The 15,229-nt window shown below is 50.5% G+C and carries 15 protein-coding genes; 9 read left to right on the forward strand and 6 right to left on the reverse strand.

Translation table 11 applies throughout. The annotated features are described in order from the left end of the window. Positions 1–5 precede the first annotated feature (5 nt). Complete coding sequence (locus FDX22_RS05285; RefSeq protein ID WP_146716812.1) at positions 6–1,196, reverse strand: sugar transporter; 1,191 nt, start codon at positions 1,194–1,196, stop codon at positions 6–8. Positions 1,197–1,345: 149 nt separating this feature from the next. After that, positions 1,346–2,221 (reverse strand): LysR family transcriptional regulator, encoded by an 876-nt coding sequence (locus tag FDX22_RS05290; RefSeq protein WP_115258521.1) that lies wholly within the window; start codon positions 2,219–2,221, stop codon positions 1,346–1,348. A gap of 102 nt (positions 2,222–2,323) precedes the next feature. Here FDX22_RS05290 and sad point away from each other — a divergent pair, with 102 nt between their 5' ends. From sad to FDX22_RS05320, 6 genes are all read left to right on the forward strand, one after another. Beyond that, positions 2,324–3,712, forward strand: coding sequence for a succinate-semialdehyde dehydrogenase (sad, locus tag FDX22_RS05295; protein WP_117343107.1), 1,389 nt, complete (start codon positions 2,324–2,326; stop codon positions 3,710–3,712). A gap of 117 nt (positions 3,713–3,829) precedes the next feature. Beyond that, the gene (gene glsB, locus FDX22_RS05300) at positions 3,830–4,756 is read left to right on the forward strand and encodes a glutaminase B (protein ID WP_096757076.1); all 927 of its coding nucleotides are present in this window, start codon (positions 3,830–3,832) and stop codon (positions 4,754–4,756) included. Then, positions 4,756–5,115 carry a DUF4186 domain-containing protein gene (locus FDX22_RS05305; RefSeq protein WP_117343108.1) on the forward strand — a complete coding sequence of 120 codons (360 nt, stop codon included), beginning with the start codon at positions 4,756–4,758 and terminating at the stop codon, positions 5,113–5,115. Before glsB ends, FDX22_RS05305 begins: the two co-directional genes overlap by 1 nt. Before the next feature lie 81 nt (positions 5,116–5,196). Then, positions 5,197–5,724, forward strand: coding sequence for an N-acetyltransferase (locus FDX22_RS05310; protein WP_146716813.1), 528 nt, complete (start codon positions 5,197–5,199; stop codon positions 5,722–5,724). Positions 5,725–5,830: 106 nt separating this feature from the next. Beyond that, on the forward strand, positions 5,831–7,282 hold the full coding sequence (locus FDX22_RS05315; RefSeq protein ID WP_096757073.1) for a tagaturonate reductase: 1,452 nt from the start codon (positions 5,831–5,833) through the stop codon (positions 7,280–7,282). A gap of 215 nt (positions 7,283–7,497) precedes the next feature. After that, positions 7,498–8,412 carry a bestrophin family protein gene (locus tag FDX22_RS05320; protein ID WP_161959037.1) on the forward strand — a complete coding sequence of 305 codons (915 nt, stop codon included), beginning with the start codon at positions 7,498–7,500 and terminating at the stop codon, positions 8,410–8,412. A gap of 5 nt (positions 8,413–8,417) precedes the next feature. Here FDX22_RS05320 and FDX22_RS05325 read toward each other — a convergent pair whose 3' ends face one another. Continuing rightward, a complete protein-coding gene (locus tag FDX22_RS05325; RefSeq protein WP_115258515.1) occupies positions 8,418–8,801 on the reverse strand; it encodes a GFA family protein in 384 nt (127 codons plus the stop codon). A 327-nt stretch (positions 8,802–9,128) separates the two neighbouring features. Between FDX22_RS05325 and FDX22_RS05330 the strand changes: the two genes are divergently transcribed. Both FDX22_RS05330 and FDX22_RS05335 read left to right on the forward strand, forming a co-directional pair. Beyond that, positions 9,129–11,888, forward strand: coding sequence for an autotransporter outer membrane beta-barrel domain-containing protein (locus tag FDX22_RS05330; protein WP_146716814.1), 2,760 nt, complete (start codon positions 9,129–9,131; stop codon positions 11,886–11,888). A 369-nt stretch (positions 11,889–12,257) separates the two neighbouring features. Further along, on the forward strand, positions 12,258–12,764 hold the full coding sequence (locus tag FDX22_RS05335; protein ID WP_117343112.1) for a CaiF/GrlA family transcriptional regulator: 507 nt from the start codon (positions 12,258–12,260) through the stop codon (positions 12,762–12,764). A gap of 104 nt (positions 12,765–12,868) precedes the next feature. Here FDX22_RS05335 and tam read toward each other — a convergent pair whose 3' ends face one another. After that, entirely contained in the window at positions 12,869–13,627 is a 759-nt protein-coding gene (gene tam / locus FDX22_RS05340) for a trans-aconitate 2-methyltransferase (protein WP_115258512.1), read from the reverse strand. 157 nt (positions 13,628–13,784) lie between these two features. On the opposite strand from tam, the gene FDX22_RS05345 reads away from it, so the two are divergent. Beyond that, positions 13,785–14,339: a GNAT family N-acetyltransferase gene (locus tag FDX22_RS05345; protein ID WP_115258511.1), complete on the forward strand. Its 555-nt coding sequence runs from the start codon at positions 13,785–13,787 to the stop codon at positions 14,337–14,339. Between the two features lie 343 nt (positions 14,340–14,682). On the opposite strand, the gene FDX22_RS05350 is transcribed toward FDX22_RS05345, so the two are convergent. Further along, positions 14,683–14,997 carry a hypothetical protein gene (locus FDX22_RS05350; protein ID WP_135912058.1) on the reverse strand — a complete coding sequence of 105 codons (315 nt, stop codon included), beginning with the start codon at positions 14,995–14,997 and terminating at the stop codon, positions 14,683–14,685. Continuing rightward, positions 14,984–15,112: a hypothetical protein gene (locus tag FDX22_RS30875; protein ID WP_255432753.1), complete on the reverse strand. Its 129-nt coding sequence runs from the start codon at positions 15,110–15,112 to the stop codon at positions 14,984–14,986. The genes FDX22_RS05350 and FDX22_RS30875 overlap by 14 nt, the downstream gene beginning before the upstream one ends. Positions 15,113–15,229: the final 117 nt, after the last annotated feature.

The following is a 15,229-nucleotide window of genomic DNA, read 5'->3' on the forward strand; positions in this document are numbered from 1 at the left end:
TATGGCTAGTTAGGCTGTTCTTCCTGCGCGACCGGCCACTTGCGAAAGATAATCACGGACCATATCAGCGCAGCCAGTGCGGGTATCGCACCGATGTAACCGATTGTGGACATCGACCAGTGCAAACTGACCTGATTTCCCACCAGTGCGCCCGCGCCGATACCCAGATTAAAGATCCCGGAAAACAGCGCCATGGCGACGTCGGTGGCATCGGGTGCCAGCGCAAGCACTTTCACCTGCATCCCCAGACCTATCACCATAATGGCCACACCCCAGAAAATACTCAGTATGGCGAGGTGCATCTCGCTGTCAGCGGCTGGTAATAGCAGCACCAGGCACACCGTCAGTAACGCGATTGCCGCACTTATCAGCCCGGATGCATGCTGATTACCCAGCTTGCCAAAGATGAGGCTGCCGATAATGCCCGCCGCACCCAGAACCAGTAACAACACGGTCGCAAAATTGGCACTCAGTCCGGCAACGGTCTGAACAAAGGGTTCTATATAGCTGTAAGCCGTGTAGTGCGCGGTGACTACAATGACCGTCAATAAATAAATGCTCATCAGCGCCGGGCGGCGAAACAGCAGCGGCAGGCTTTTTAGCGAGCCTGAATGCTCACTGGGTAGTTTTGGCAGCAGTTTAATCAGACAGAGCAAGGTGACTAATGCGGCGACGCCGATAGCGAAGAAGGTTGTGCGCCAGCCACAATACTGGCCGACGATACGGCCAATAGGCAGACCCAGCACCATCGCCAGCGCGGTCCCGGTAGCAATCAGGCTCAACGCCTGCGCACGTTTGCCGGCGGGTGCCATGCGAATCGCTAATGACGCGGTAATCGACCAGAAAATGGCGTGTGCGAAGGCAATACCAATACGGCTAATGACCAGCACGGTAAAGTTCCATGCCAGGAAAGAGAGCACATGACTGGCGATAAACAGCGCGAAAAGGCAAATCAGAAGTTTGCGTCGCTCCACCTGACTGGTAAGCAGCATAAACGGCAGTGACATCAGGGCAACGACCCAGGCATAGATGGTCAGCATGATCCCGACCTGCGCTGTTTGCATATTAAAGCTTTGCGCGATGTCGGAGAGCAAACCGACGGGAACAAACTCCGTGGTATTGAAAATAAAAGCGGCAATAGCCAGCGTAACGACCCGTAGCCACGCGACCTTGCGGGAAACAGTGTGTGTTGTCATATCAAATAAATTGGATTAGCTGCGAAAAGGTGAGGTCACGATCTTAAAACGGTTACTGGTGAAAATACAATCATTTCGTGATTCAAATCACATTTTATGCCTGATGCCTGGAAAGGAGGGCCGGGTGAGCTTGCGTCACCCGGCGTCAACTAATCTGCATTCTGCGCCAGTTGGGGGTTCAACACCTCAATAAATGCTTCCAGCTGTCGCGTCATCGCTCCCCGACGCCAGACCAGCCATGTATTGAGCCAACGCCAGTTTTCACTCAACGGCCAGGCGTTAACTTGATGGTGTCCCGGCATACTTTCCAGCATCGATCGCGGAATCAGCGCAATTCCCGCCCCGGCAATCACGCAGGCGAGCATGCCGTGATACGACTCCATTTCATGGATGGTGCCCGGCATTGCGCGATCGGCGTGAAACCAGCTTTCAAAATGGCGGCGGTAAGAGCAGTTCGCGCGAAAGGCATAAATACTGCAGCCGTTGACGTCGCTGGCCCGCTGTATGGGGGCGTGTCCGTGAGGGGTAACGATCATCATCTCCTCAAGGTAGACCGGCATGCCTTCCAGTCCCGGGTGGGTGATCGGGCCATCGACAAAGGCGGCGCTCAGCGTCCCCTCCAGTACACCGTCCAGCATGGTGCCTGAAGGCCCGGTAGCCAACGCAAACTGGATTTTAGGGTAGCGTCGATTATATTCAGCCAGCGTCGCGGGAATGCGTACGGCAGCGGTGCTTTCCAGCGAACCGAGAGAGAACAGTCCCTGCGGCTCATCGCCAGCAACGACCATGCGTGCTTCCTCTACCAGGGCAAGGATCCGCTGGCTATAGCGCAAAAAATTGTGCCCGGACGGGGAAAGTCGCAGGCGCTGGTTTTCACGAATAAACAGATCGACGCCAAGGTCGGCTTCAAGCTGGCGAATACGCGTGGTGAGATTGGACGGCACACGATGTACCTTCGCGGCGGCCTGCGTAATGCTGCCGGTTTCCGCCACCGCATTGAACATTTCCAGTTGCGTCAGATCCATTATTTTTCTCTATTCGTGAATGGTGTAGTTAATATTATTCATTTTTCAGAAAGAGTAAATACGCTCATGATATGACCATACCCTGCAAAAAGAGAGACAGCTATGACCATCACATCAGCAACACATGCGATTTCCGTCAATCCTGTGAACGGCGAAAGGTTAACGGCGATGCCGTGGGCTAGTCGGGATGAGATTGCCCATGCGCTTGATCTGGCCGCCAGTGGATTTAATGAATGGAAACACACCACCGTGGCGCATCGGGCGCAGATGCTGCGCAAGGTTGGGCACGCTCTGCGCCAGCGTGCGGAAGAGATGGCGCAGTGTATCTCACGGGAAATGGGGAAACCGATAAAACAGGCTCGTGCAGAAGTGGCGAAATCCGCGGCGCTGTGTGACTGGTATGCAGAGCATGGACCTTTGATGCTTAATCCTGAACCAACACAGGTGGAGAATAACCAGGCGGTGATCGAATATCGTCCTCTGGGCACTATTCTGGCCGTTATGCCGTGGAACTTCCCGCTGTGGCAGGTCATGCGCGGTGCAGTGCCTATTTTACTGGCCGGGAATGGTTACCTGTTAAAGCACGCACCGAATGTAACCGGGTGTGCCGGTATTATTGCGCAGGCGTTTGCTGATGCCGGTATCCCGCAAGGGGTATATGGCTGGGTGAATGCCGATAACTCGGGCGTTAGCCAGATAATCAACGATCCGCGTATTGCCGCCGTTACGGTAACGGGAAGTGTGCGAGCCGGGGCGGCAATTGGTGCTCAGGCGGGGGCGGCGCTGAAGAAATGCGTGCTTGAACTGGGTGGATCCGATCCGTTCATTGTCCTTAACGATGCTGACCTCGATCTGGCCGTGAAGGCGGCAGTCGCCGGTCGTTATCAGAATACCGGGCAGGTTTGTGCGGCAGCGAAACGTTTTATTGTTGAGGAAGGGATTGCGGCAGAATTTACTCAGCGTTTTGTGGCGGCGGCCAGTGCGCTAAAAATGGGCGATCCTCTGAATGAGGAAAACGATCTCGGCCCAATGGCACGCGTTGATCTACGTGATGAACTGCATCAGCAGGTTGAGGCTTCGCTGGCTCAAGGGGCGACGTTGTTACTCGGTGGCGAAAAAATTGCCGGAAAAGGTAACTACTATGCCATCACGGTTCTTGGTGACGTGACACCTGAGATGACCGCTTTCCGCCAGGAATTGTTCGGCCCGGTAGCAGCAATTACCGTTGCGAAGAACGCAGAGCATGCGTTAGTGCTGGCGAATGAGAGTGATTTTGGCTTGTCGGCAACGATTTTCACCGCTGATGAGACGCTGGCGCAGAATATGGCTGCACGCCTGGAATGTGGCGGGGTATTTATCAATGGTTATAGTGCCAGTGATGCCCGCGTTGCGTTTGGCGGGGTGAAGAAAAGCGGTTTTGGTCGGGAGCTTTCGCACTTTGGCCTGCATGAGTTTTGTAACGTGCAGACCGTCTGGAAAAACCGTATCTAATCTTCGGGGTGTCTCCACACGGGACACCCGTCCACGCATATCATCTGCATCCTGACGCGGTGTATTCAGCTCTGTTATACTCGCAGGCCTTTCAGACCTGCGAGCAAGGAGCATGTTGTGGCCAGGGCCATGGACAATTCAATCTTAGAAACCATTGTGCAGCAGGTTCGCCCGCTGATTGGTCAGGGGAAGGTCGCTGACTACATCCCCGCATTAGCCTCCGTTGATGGTTCCAAACTGGGTATTGCCATTTGTACCGTTGATGGTCAGCACTATCAGGCGGGTGATGCGCAAGAACGTTTTTCAATTCAGTCGATCTCGAAGGTGCTCAGTCTGGTGGTGGCGATGCGTCATTATCAGGAAGATGAGATCTGGCAGCGAGTAGGCAAAGATCCGTCAGGACATCCGTTTAACTCTCTGGTACAGCTGGAAATGGAGCAAGGAATACCGCGCAACCCGTTTATTAATGCCGGGGCGCTAGTGGTTTGCGACATGCTGCAGGGGCGTCTGAGTGCGCCACGTCAACGCATGCTCGAAGTCGTACGGGCGCTAAGCGGTGTGCCGGATATCGCCTATGATGCGACAGTTGCCCGCTCTGAGTTTGAGCATTCGGCACGTAATGCGGCCATTGCCTGGCTGATGAAATCCTTTGGCAATTTTCAACATGATGTAGCCACCGTTCTGCAAAACTATTTCCACTACTGTGCGCTGAAAATGAGCTGCGTGGAGCTGGCGCGTACCTTTGTCTTTCTGGCTAATCAGGGGCATGCCTTTCATCTCAATGAACCGGTGGTCACGCCGATGCAGGCCCGACAAATTAATGCGCTGATGGCGACCAGTGGTATGTACCAGAACGCCGGTGAATTTGCGTGGCGAGTGGGGCTGCCGGCAAAATCCGGGGTGGGGGGTGGTATCGTGGCGATCGTGCCGCATGAAATGGCGATAGCGGTCTGGAGCCCGGAACTGGATCCGGCAGGGAATTCACTGGCAGGTATTGCGGTGCTGGAACAGTTAACCCAACAGATGGGGCGTTCGGTTTACTGATGAACTCGCTCGAACCGCTGTTTTCCCGACTGGCGAAATCGACCTTTCGTTCACGGTTTCGCCTTGGTGACAAAGAACGACGCTATTGTATGGAGAAAGGCGCGCCGGTGATTGAGCAACATGCCGCCGATTTTATTGCCAAACGCCTGGCGCCTGCATTCCCGGCCAACGACGGTAAGCAGACGCCGATGCGCGGGCATCCGGTATTTATTGCCCAGCATGCGACGGCAACCTGCTGTCGCGGCTGCCTGGCAAAATGGCATGATATTCCTCAAGGGCAGGCGCTAAGTGCAGAACAGCAGCGTTACGTTGTCACGGTAATTTATCACTGGTTAGTGCGGCAAATGAACCAGCCATAGATAACATAATCCTATGATAAGACCCCTTGTGTTGCGAAAAAGTTAAACGCACTATCATGGGGACTATCTGAGGAGAAAAAAATGGCCACTGGTACCCCCTGCATCGTGCTGAGCGCACAACAAATTGTGTCGAGAATCGACGAGCTTTGTGACGTTCTTGAACAGTGCGTGAATGACGGCGCATCTGTGAGTTTTATACACCCCTTCAATCGCGATAAGTCACTGCCATTCTGGACGGGCGTTGCGCAAAGCGTTGCCCGTGGCGAGAGAATTGTGCTGGCGGCTGAAAACACGCAGGGTATCCTGGTGGGAACCGTCCAGCTTATTGTCGATCAACCTGAAAACCAACCGCATCGTGCCGACGTCGCCAAATTACTGGTACATCCGTCTGCACGACGAACGGGTATCGCCCGGGAATTGATGAACGCGCTGGAAACGTGTGCGCGTCAACAGCATAGAACTACGCTGGTGCTCGACACGGCCACCGGTAGCGCTGCGGAGTTGTTCTACCACAATTGCGGCTGGCAAAAAGCGGGCATGATCCCCAACTACGCCCAAATGCCGGACGGAACGCTGACGGGCACCACACTTTTCTATAAATCATTGTAATTTGTTACCAGGGATTGATCAAAACAGGGTTTCAAGGTATTAAAGTTTGCTAACCTATTGGACCAATTCAATCAGGTTGTATGACTAATCAAAAAGGGAACCCATTGTGCAAACACTAAATCGTCGCGATTTTCCCGGTGCTCACTATCCTGAACGCATCATTCAGTTTGGTGAAGGAAACTTCCTGCGCGCCTTTGTTGACTGGCAAGTTGATTTACTGAATGAACATACCGATCTGAATTCTGGTGTGGTCATTGTTCGTCCTATCGAAAGTACATTTCCGCCATCACTGAGCACGCAGGATGGTCTCTATACCACCATCATTCGTGGTCTGAATGAAAAGGGCGAGGCCGTCAGCGACGCGCGTTTAATTCGCTCGGTTAACCGTGAAATCAGCGTCTATAGCGAATACGATGAGTTCCTGAAACTGGCGCATAACCCTGATATGCGTTTTGTTTTCTCCAATACAACGGAAGCCGGGATCAGTTATCACGCGGGCGACAAGTTCGACGATGCGCCTGCGGTAAGCTATCCGGCCAAGTTGACCCGCCTGCTGTTTGAGCGTTACAGCCATTTTGACGGCGCGCTGGATAAAGGCTGGATAATCATTCCTTGCGAACTGATTGATTACAACGGCGATGCGCTGCGTGAACTGGTGCTGCGTTATGCGCAGGAGTGGGCGTTGCCGGACGCGTTCGTGCAGTGGCTGGACAAGGCTAACGCATTTTGTTCTACGCTGGTGGACCGCATCGTTACCGGTTACCCGCGTGACGAAGTGGCCACGCTGGAAGCCGAGCTGGGTTATCACGATGCATTCCTCGATACTGCAGAGCACTTCTACCTGTTTGTGATTCAGGGGCCGAAGTCATTAGCGACTGAACTGCGTCTGGACAAATATCCGCTGAATGTACTGATTGTTGATGATATTAAGCCGTACAAAGAGCGTAAAGTTGCCATCCTTAACGGTGCGCACACCGCGCTGGTACCGGTAGCCTACCAGGCAGGGCTAGACACGGTGGGTGAGGCGATGAATGACGCAGAGATTTGCGCTTTTGTCGAAAAAGCCATTTACGAAGAGATCATTCCGGTGCTCGATTTACCACGTGATGAGCTGGCATCATTCGCCAGCGCGGTGACCGGACGTTTCTGCAACCCGTACATCAAGCATCAGCTGTTGTCGATTGCCCTGAACGGAATGACCAAATTCCGCACGCGTATTTTGCCGCAGTTGCTGGCAGGGCAGCAGGCCAATGGTCAATTGCCGGCGCGTCTGACGTTTGCGCTGGCGGCGTTGATTGCTTTCTATCGCGGCGAGCGTAACGGTGAGTCTTATCCTGTTCAGGATGATGCCCACTGGATTGAGCGCTTCCAGCTGCTATGGAGTCAGCACCACGATCGTCAAATAAGCACGCAAGCGTTGGTCCACTCGGTACTGGCGGTCAACGAGCATTGGGAGCAGGATCTGACGCAGGTTCCCGGTCTGGTTGAACAGGTTTCTGCCGATCTGGACGCCATTCTGTCCAACGGTATGCGCGAAGCCGTGAAGCCACTGTGCTAAAATAGTCACATAATCACCCGGTTTAGGCCGGGTTTTTTATACCTGTTTATTAGTTACAACATACAGTGTGCTTCTTAAATACAGTTACCGTCTGAGACTGTAGCGCCTCATTTGTTCAGACAGGTAAAAAGGCGGGATTTAGTGCGGTGAGGTGCTTGCAACATTGATCGCGATCACGTTTAATGGCGCGGCTTTCACATTTTCCGAAGATAACTATGATTGTTCGACCTCAACAACACTGGCTGCGTCTGATATTCGTCTGGCATGGTTCAGTGTTATCGAAGATTTTCTCGCGCCTGCTGCTGAATTTTCTGCTTTCCATTGCCGTTATCATCATGCTGCCATGGTATACGATGCTGGGTATCAAATTTACCCTGGCGCCATTCAGCATCCTGGGCGTTGCTATTGCTATCTTTTTAGGCTTTCGCAACAATGCCTGTTACTCGCGCTACGTTGAGGCTCGACACCTGTGGGGACAATTAATGATTGCCTCCCGTTCGTTACTGCGTGAGGTAAAAAACACATTACCGGACGACGTCGAGCTGGGGCAGTTTGTACGTCTGCAAATCGCCTTTGCCCACTGTTTACGCATGACCCTGCGTCGTAACCCGCAGGCGGAACCATTAGCGAAATATCTTAGTGCCTCAGATTTGCAAACTGTCTTTGCCTGCCAATCACCGGCCAACCGTATTCTGCTGTTGATGGGGGAGTGGTTAGCCGTACGCAGGCGTAATGGCGAGCTATCTGACATATTATTTCACAGTTTAAACAATAGATTAAATGATATGTCGGCGGTACTTGCAGGTTGTGAGCGGATTGCTAATACACCGGTGCCATTTGCCTATACCTTGATCCTGCATCGCACGGTCTATCTGTTTTGTATCATGCTGCCATTCGCATTGGTGGTCGATCTGCACTATATGACGCCGTTCATTTCCGTGCTGATTTCATATACGTTCATTTCTCTCGACACGTTGGCAGAAGAGCTTGAAGACCCGTTCGGCACGGAAAATAACGACTTGCCGCTGGATGCGATTTGTAATGCGATTGAAATTGATTTGCTGCAAATGAACGATGAAACGACTGTACCTGCTAAACATATGCCCGATAAGCACTATCAACTGACATAACCGAATCAATTTTCGCCATGTCCTTTTTGCCACCATACCGGCATCATATCGGAAAAAGAGTGAAACTGTGGCGCCAGATTCTCATCATCGGGATCGTCAAATCCCCCGGCTAACAGGGCAATAATCGGGGCGTCATCGATGGCGCCCACGGAACTACCACACTGTGGGCAAAAGGCTCGGCTGGATATTTCTGATGATCGCCAGGTAGCAGGTTGACCCGCAATGCCCGTCCATTCTACGTTTTCAGCGTTAAATTCAATCCACACTACGGTGGGCGCACCCGTATGTCTGCGGCAAATATCACAGGAGCAGGAATGTGAGTTGTTGGGATTCGTTGCGGTAAAGCGTACCGAACCACACAGGCAACCGCCAGAATAGATTTTAGACACGACGACTCTCTTCAGCGAAACGTTATCTGACACTAGCAGATGACAAGCCTCGCCACTAGAAGCACATCTTAAAAAAGCGATGGCACGCATATGCGATACCCGGTGTAAAGATAAAACAGACCATTAAATGAACGACAACCTGTGATTGTCAATACGAAGGCTTATTTATCTCCGCGGAGCGTAAGGCCATTCACAGAATAGATCATTGTCTCGATAAAACCGTTGAAAGTGTAATCATGGCGTTCGTATAAAAAATCCATGTCATCAGGGGGATTAACCTGCTGACGCTTTAAAAGGATGTACGCACGATAATCAGGAGGATTATCTATGAAAAACTTTCAGCTAATGCCTGCAAAACGCCCCGGCCGATTAGCGATTATTCCCGGACTGCTGTTAGCGTCAACAGGTCTGCTGGTACCTGTAGACGCCATCGCAGAAGAACGGCTATGTGAACGTGAATCAGCCGCGTTATGCACGGAAAATAAAAGTAAAACTACACTGCAAGCCAGCCGCATATTATTGGCGGCCCAACCGTATACACCCGCCAATGCCACCAGTGATGCGATCATTAATAATAACGCCAGTGTTCTGTTATCAAATACTGAAAATACTGACGACGTCTGGAATACTTTTCGTGGCCTGATTGTTGGTAAAGATTCTGCAGGTGCGTTGGTCATTGATGGGCGCCAAATTTCTTCGCTTACAGGCTCAATTGGTCGGGGAAGTGCCGGCATTGTGACCCTGACCAATGGGGCAATCTGGATACTGAGAGGGGGAGATCTCGTTTTAGGGACTAACAGCGGCAGTGGCCGCTTATTGGTGGAGCTTGGCAGCCAAATAAGCGGAATTAATGAACTCCGCATCGGCGAATTTTATGCCGGCGCCTACGGCAGCGTCATGATTGACGGAACGGGATCTACTGTTAAAACGAACTGGGTCGTGGTGGGCGATCAGGACACTGGTAAGCTCGATATTCTTAATGGTGGGCAGCTGGTCGCAACCGAACACATGAATATCGGCTATGTTGGTAAAACAGATCGCAATAACTTGTTTGGTAACGGTGCCGTCAGGGTTGATGGTGAGGATTCGTTACTGGACGTCGCTAAGCCGATTTTGCTAGGGGGATACGGAACCGGCAACAATGATGCACGCGGCGTGCTAACCGTGAGTAATGGTGGCACGGTAAAATCCGGGAAATATTTATGGTTAGGCGTCGGTAAGGGAAGTACAGGCATTGTCAACGTAGGGTCTGAAGAGGGGGACGTCGCGCAGCGCGCTGGCGTCATTAACGTTCCGTGGATCTATCTTGGCGATACTGCCGACAATACCAGCACTGTTCAACTGAATTTTAATCATAACAGTGACGATTTTTCACTCGCAGCAGATATAACCGGACGTGGTCAGGTCAATCATAATGGTCCGGGAACGACATTATTGTCGGGAAATAATGCCTACACGGGCATCACGTCGCTACGCAACGGTACGCTGCGGGCTGGCAGCACGGATGCCTTTAGCCGCAACTCAGATTTCACTGTGGATGAGACGGCGACTGTCGATCTGAATGGTTTTAGTCAGACTATCCGCTCGCTGTCGCTCGACGGTATGCTCAGTTTTGGCCAGCCGGGAACGGACGAGGCACTAAAACGTTCCAATAGTATCCTGACCGTTAGCGGTAATTACAGCAGCAACAACGGTCTTCTTTTCCTCAATACAACAGAAGATGCCGTGCAACAAAAAGCGGTGGTGAACCAACTTCACGTGATGGGGAATACATCAGGGACCACTCGTGTCGCTTTGCAGGCACTGGGCAGCCAGACGGTCAGTAATCTCAATGGTGCACGGGTAGTGCGGGTGGACGGCGAGTCAGGTGGTGAGTTTGTTGCAGTTGGCCGTTTGACCGCGGGCGCCTATGATTACGCACTACTGCGGGGAAATAATACGGATGACTCCGCACTCATTCCTGATTCGAATCATTGGTATTTGACCAATACGTGGACTCCTTCTGAAGAACCGTTACGCGATCCAGAAGAACCAATACGTGACCCAGAAGAACCGGCTATTGATCCCGACACACCGGTGTTACCTGTCCAACAAGAAGAACCCGCATCTCACGATTCGGTTTTACGCCCTGAATTAGGCGCCTACCTTGCGAATAAATCGGCGGGAAATACGCTGTTTACGACACGTTTGCACGATCGCCTGGGCGAAAGTCACTATATTGACCCCATAACGGGTGAGTCAGACGTGACCAGCATGTGGTTACGCAACGTCGGTGGGCATACCCGGTTTCGTGATAGTAGCGGGCAGCTGAAGACGCAAAGTAACCGTTATGTTCTGCAAATAGGTGGTGATGTCGCACAATGGAGTTCAGACGAGGTTGAGCGCTGGCATCTGGGCGTCATGTTCGGCTACGCAAACAGCCAAAGTAATACGCGGTCAGACGTCAGCCATTACCGCGCTGACGGTTCGATATCAGGTTACAGCGCCGGATTGTACGCAACCTGGTATGCCAACAATGTGGAGAAAAGCGGGGGATATCTTGACAGCTGGATGCTTTATAACTGGTTTGATAACACCGTTCGCGGTGAACAACTGGCGACAGAGAAATATCGTTCACGGGGGGTGACCGCCTCGCTTGAAGCAGGATATGCCTTTAAGTTGAAGGAGACGGCACGCCTGAGTTACTGGCTACAACCCCAGGTTCAGTTGACCTGGATGGACGTATCGTCTGACGATCATCAGGAGGCAAACGGCACCGTGATCCGAGATAAAGGCAAAGGGAATCTGCAAAGCCGGTTGGGGGTTAAAGCGTATTTGCGAGGCTATAACCAACGCGATGAAGGAAAAGAACGGCTTTTTCAGCCATTTATTGAAACTAACTGGCTACATAATTCCCGAAATTATTCGATATCAATGAATGAAATACAGGGTGACGTTGATGGCGCAAAAAATATCGCTGAACTCAGAGCAGGTGTTGAAGCGAAAGTAAATACGCGTCTGCACCTTTGGGGAAACGTAGGTCAACAAATTGGCGACAGTGGTTACAGTGATTCTCAGGCAATGTTCGGTGTGAAGGTGTTATTCTGACAACACCCCGCATCCTAAATCAGGATGCGGGGTGTTTATTTCGCCACTACCATTCGCACGCGGAAAACGTATTAACCAAAAGTGTTAATTCACAAATCGCATAATAATCTTACGGTGTGAAAATATACCGACAGGCGTGTTACAAGGTTATTTCATCTAACTAAAAGACAGTGGTTAAGATCAATTGATTCCTGCGTACTATCATGTAAAAAAGTAATGGCTCGTCGAATCGCTAATATCTCTTTATTGATCATCTTAAAATCAACACTGCATTAACCCATGAGATATATTTCATTCCCGCTTTTTACAATAAAGCATTTGACGTTGCTTATCCTCTCTTTATGAATAGTGAATAAACAGGTTAATTTTATGATAAATCAGTCAAATAGGGCAGGTGAACAGTCCCAACAAAAACACCATGGTCATTTTCATATTCCAGACGAGATCCGCCATCTTGGTGATATGTCGCTTTACAGGGCGGTAGCCTGGTGGGGTTTTCTGCGTAAAACTGAGTTTACTCGGGATGATGTTAGCCAGGCGTTTCAGATAGATTTGAGACGTTCCAGTGGCATACTTAGCTATATTTGTCATCGACATGGGTATGATGATATCACATTTGAAATGCGTAAAATCCCAGTACAGGGCGGTTGTTGTCAACTTGCCGTACGAATTCTCAAGGTAGCAACGTCCCCGACATCGGTAAGAAAACCAGAAAAAAGCAGCAATACCAGAAAGGACGTGAAAACAAACAATCAACTGGACCAGCTTATGGCCCGTTGGATGTTATCAAGGCCGACTGGTAATAATGCAACACAATTGGAAGCATGGAAAGCGGGGTGCCCAATTTATGATAATATCAAATTCATCGAAGAGTAATTGTTGAATAGTCACTTTCCGAAATAAAATAATACCAACTAAATACTATTTCTATTTACCTACATTAGCCTCTGCAATGAAAGGCCAATGCAAGTATAAGGGGATTAAAAATCGCGTCTGGCAACAATAAACAAGCGTGGGAATGCCAGCAGGATTTTGCCATTTTCCTGCAGCGGATATTGCTCCTGTAGAAGTTCATGGTATCGAGCCAGATACTTTCGTTGCTCACTTTCGCTCAGATCTTGCAACCAAGGACGTAAGCCTGTCGCACTGACCCAGTCGATAATCGACTGATGTGAATCCATAATGTGGTAATAGGTCGTGCGCCAAATATCAACATCACATCCCGCTTCAGTCAAAATATCATAATAAGCATGCACGCCGGGAAGAGCCGATCGACCGCGATCGGGATAATCCTGCTCATAGGCGACTTCACGCATTAAAATATGTGTTGGTTCCAGCCAGTTATCCGGCATTTGCACAGCAAGTACGCCGTTACGGTGTAACTGCGAGACAAGATATGGGAATAATTCGTAGTGATCGGGTACCCACTGTAATGAAGCATTCGCATAAAGCAGATCAAGAGGTTGCTCCGCCCGGAACTCGCTGATATCTGTTTCAACAAAATGACAGTTCGGTAAGGTTGCACGCGCCTCGTTGAGCATATTTGGCGAAGAGTCCACGCCTGTTATGTTGGCCGAAGGCCATCGTTGATACAGTAATGACGTGCTATTTCCCGGACCGCACCCCAGATCGGCGACTGAACGAACATTTTCTAACGCTACTCTGCTCAATAATTCTGCTGCGGGTCTTGAGCGTTCGCTGCCATATTGCAGATAAAGTGCAGGGTTCCAGTCGGCCATGTAGCTATCTCCTGTGTAAGATGAGATCGTATTCAATCTTCACGTTAAGCGTACGACATTATGGCTGTATTTGCTGAAGCGGGAAGGGCGCAGTAAAGTGTCTAGCACGTAGAATAACGCTGAGTGATGATGTAAACATAATGGTAAGGAATGCAATATGATTGAAACATCAAGGCTCATTTTAAGGCAGTGGGGAAAAACAGATATGGCAGCATTTGCCGATCTGAATGCAGACCCGGATGTGATGCGCTTCTTTCCGGCTCCGTTGACGAGACAGGAGAGCGACAGTCTGGCAGAGAGATTCAGGGACGGAATAGAACAACGCGGCTGGGGTTTTTGGGCCGTTGAATCCAAAGAAACGCATGAATTTGTTGGCTGTGTCGGTCTGCACCCGCAGCCTGATAAATTTCCATTTTCTCCCTGTACCGAAATTGGCTGGCGTCTCAGCAAAACGTACTGGCATCAAGGGTTAGCCATGGAGGCCGCTGAAGCCTGTCTGCAATATGCTTTTACGGTTCTGATGCTGGATGAAGTCGTATCGTTTACATCGGTACTCAACAAACCTTCAGAACACTTAATGAAACGGCTTGGTATGAAAAAAGTGGAAGAGTTTCCGCATCCAGCGTTGCCGGCAAATCATCGGCTGTCCCTGCATGTTCTGTATCGAATCCAAAAGATTTCTGTACTGGTTAATTCTGAAGGCCAAGGATGAAAATGAGAGACAGCATTCGAGCAAAGATAGTGAAGGTATGTGAAGCCAAGATAGCGTTCAGAGTCTATCAACAACCAGACCAAGGATGACCATAAAGTGCTGGATTCTGTCTGATCTCACATTGGTGCGCATAATGTATATTATGTTAAATGCAAAAGAACATGTAAAAAAGACGTGCTAATGCAGTCTGAATCGTGCTTGTCCGTTTGATCCCTTCCCTGTCGTGACGTTGCGTGAATTCTGCAGATTTTTACCAGTAATCCTGCACACGATTTCACGCAGCACACCACGCAGACATAAAAAAACTGGCCATTGTGGCCGGTTCGTCGTGACGGTTTCTGACTTAATGTATTTTTGCCTGGGCCGCTGCTTTCTCAGACTGACGCTCTGCAGCTCTGACAACAGCCATAAACGCTTTGACACCCGGATCCACATCCGGCGACAACATGCGCATAATTGATTTTGAATTCCTGCCGACCTCGTCTGAAATCGCTGGATAACCGCACGTGACCTTAATCAGCGTGCGCAGCATTCCTTTTGCGACTTCGATTTCACCGGCCAGGATTAACTCGTGGATCTCCTGGATAATCTGAACACGTGACCCGATGTCCTCTTTAAGCAGGTTTTCCCACATTTTTTCGATGTCATGCGCGGCCATGTTTTTTACTCCTCAGATAATCAGCCCGATATTTTTCGGCGGCGTCCAGGTCGTTATTTTGCCGGTCCTTGAAACCGGCACACAGTAAAATGACAATCTCGTCGCCGTCCTGCATCAGATACACCCGAATGGCAATGCAGGCAAATTATTTATCGTCTGAAATCGTTTTGCATTCACACTTGCCACCTACACTGGCAGCGGTCAGACATAATTCACCGGTTATCGGTTCATA

The sequence above is a fragment of the Citrobacter sp. TBCS-14 genome (genome assembly GCF_005280805.1).
GTDB classification, from domain to species: domain Bacteria; phylum Pseudomonadota; class Gammaproteobacteria; order Enterobacterales; family Enterobacteriaceae; genus Citrobacter; species Citrobacter gillenii.

What these genes read in the sequence shown, in the direction of transcription:
- FDX22_RS05285 (WP_146716812.1), bottom strand. Translation starts at nt 1,196, where the DNA reads ATGACAACACACACTGTTTCCCGCAAGGTCGCGTGGCTACGGGTCGTT.
- FDX22_RS05290 (WP_115258521.1), bottom strand. Translation starts at nt 2,221, where the DNA reads ATGGATCTGACGCAACTGGAAATGTTCAATGCGGTGGCGGAAACCGGC.
- sad (WP_117343107.1), top strand. Translation starts at nt 2,324, where the DNA reads ATGACCATCACATCAGCAACACATGCGATTTCCGTCAATCCTGTGAAC.
- FDX22_RS05305 (WP_117343108.1), top strand. Translation starts at nt 4,756, where the DNA reads ATGAACTCGCTCGAACCGCTGTTTTCCCGACTGGCGAAATCGACCTTT.
- FDX22_RS05310 (WP_146716813.1), top strand. Translation starts at nt 5,197, where the DNA reads ATGGCCACTGGTACCCCCTGCATCGTGCTGAGCGCACAACAAATTGTG.
- FDX22_RS05320 (WP_161959037.1), top strand. Translation starts at nt 7,498, where the DNA reads ATGATTGTTCGACCTCAACAACACTGGCTGCGTCTGATATTCGTCTGG.
- FDX22_RS05330 (WP_146716814.1), top strand. Translation starts at nt 9,129, where the DNA reads ATGAAAAACTTTCAGCTAATGCCTGCAAAACGCCCCGGCCGATTAGCG.
- FDX22_RS05335 (WP_117343112.1), top strand. Translation starts at nt 12,258, where the DNA reads ATGATAAATCAGTCAAATAGGGCAGGTGAACAGTCCCAACAAAAACAC.
- tam (WP_115258512.1), bottom strand. Translation starts at nt 13,627, where the DNA reads ATGGCCGACTGGAACCCTGCACTTTATCTGCAATATGGCAGCGAACGC.
- FDX22_RS05345 (WP_115258511.1), top strand. Translation starts at nt 13,785, where the DNA reads ATGATTGAAACATCAAGGCTCATTTTAAGGCAGTGGGGAAAAACAGAT.
- FDX22_RS05350 (WP_135912058.1), bottom strand. Translation starts at nt 14,997, where the DNA reads ATGGCCGCGCATGACATCGAAAAAATGTGGGAAAACCTGCTTAAAGAG.
- FDX22_RS30875 (WP_255432753.1), bottom strand. Translation starts at nt 15,112, where the DNA reads ATGCAGGACGGCGACGAGATTGTCATTTTACTGTGTGCCGGTTTCAAG.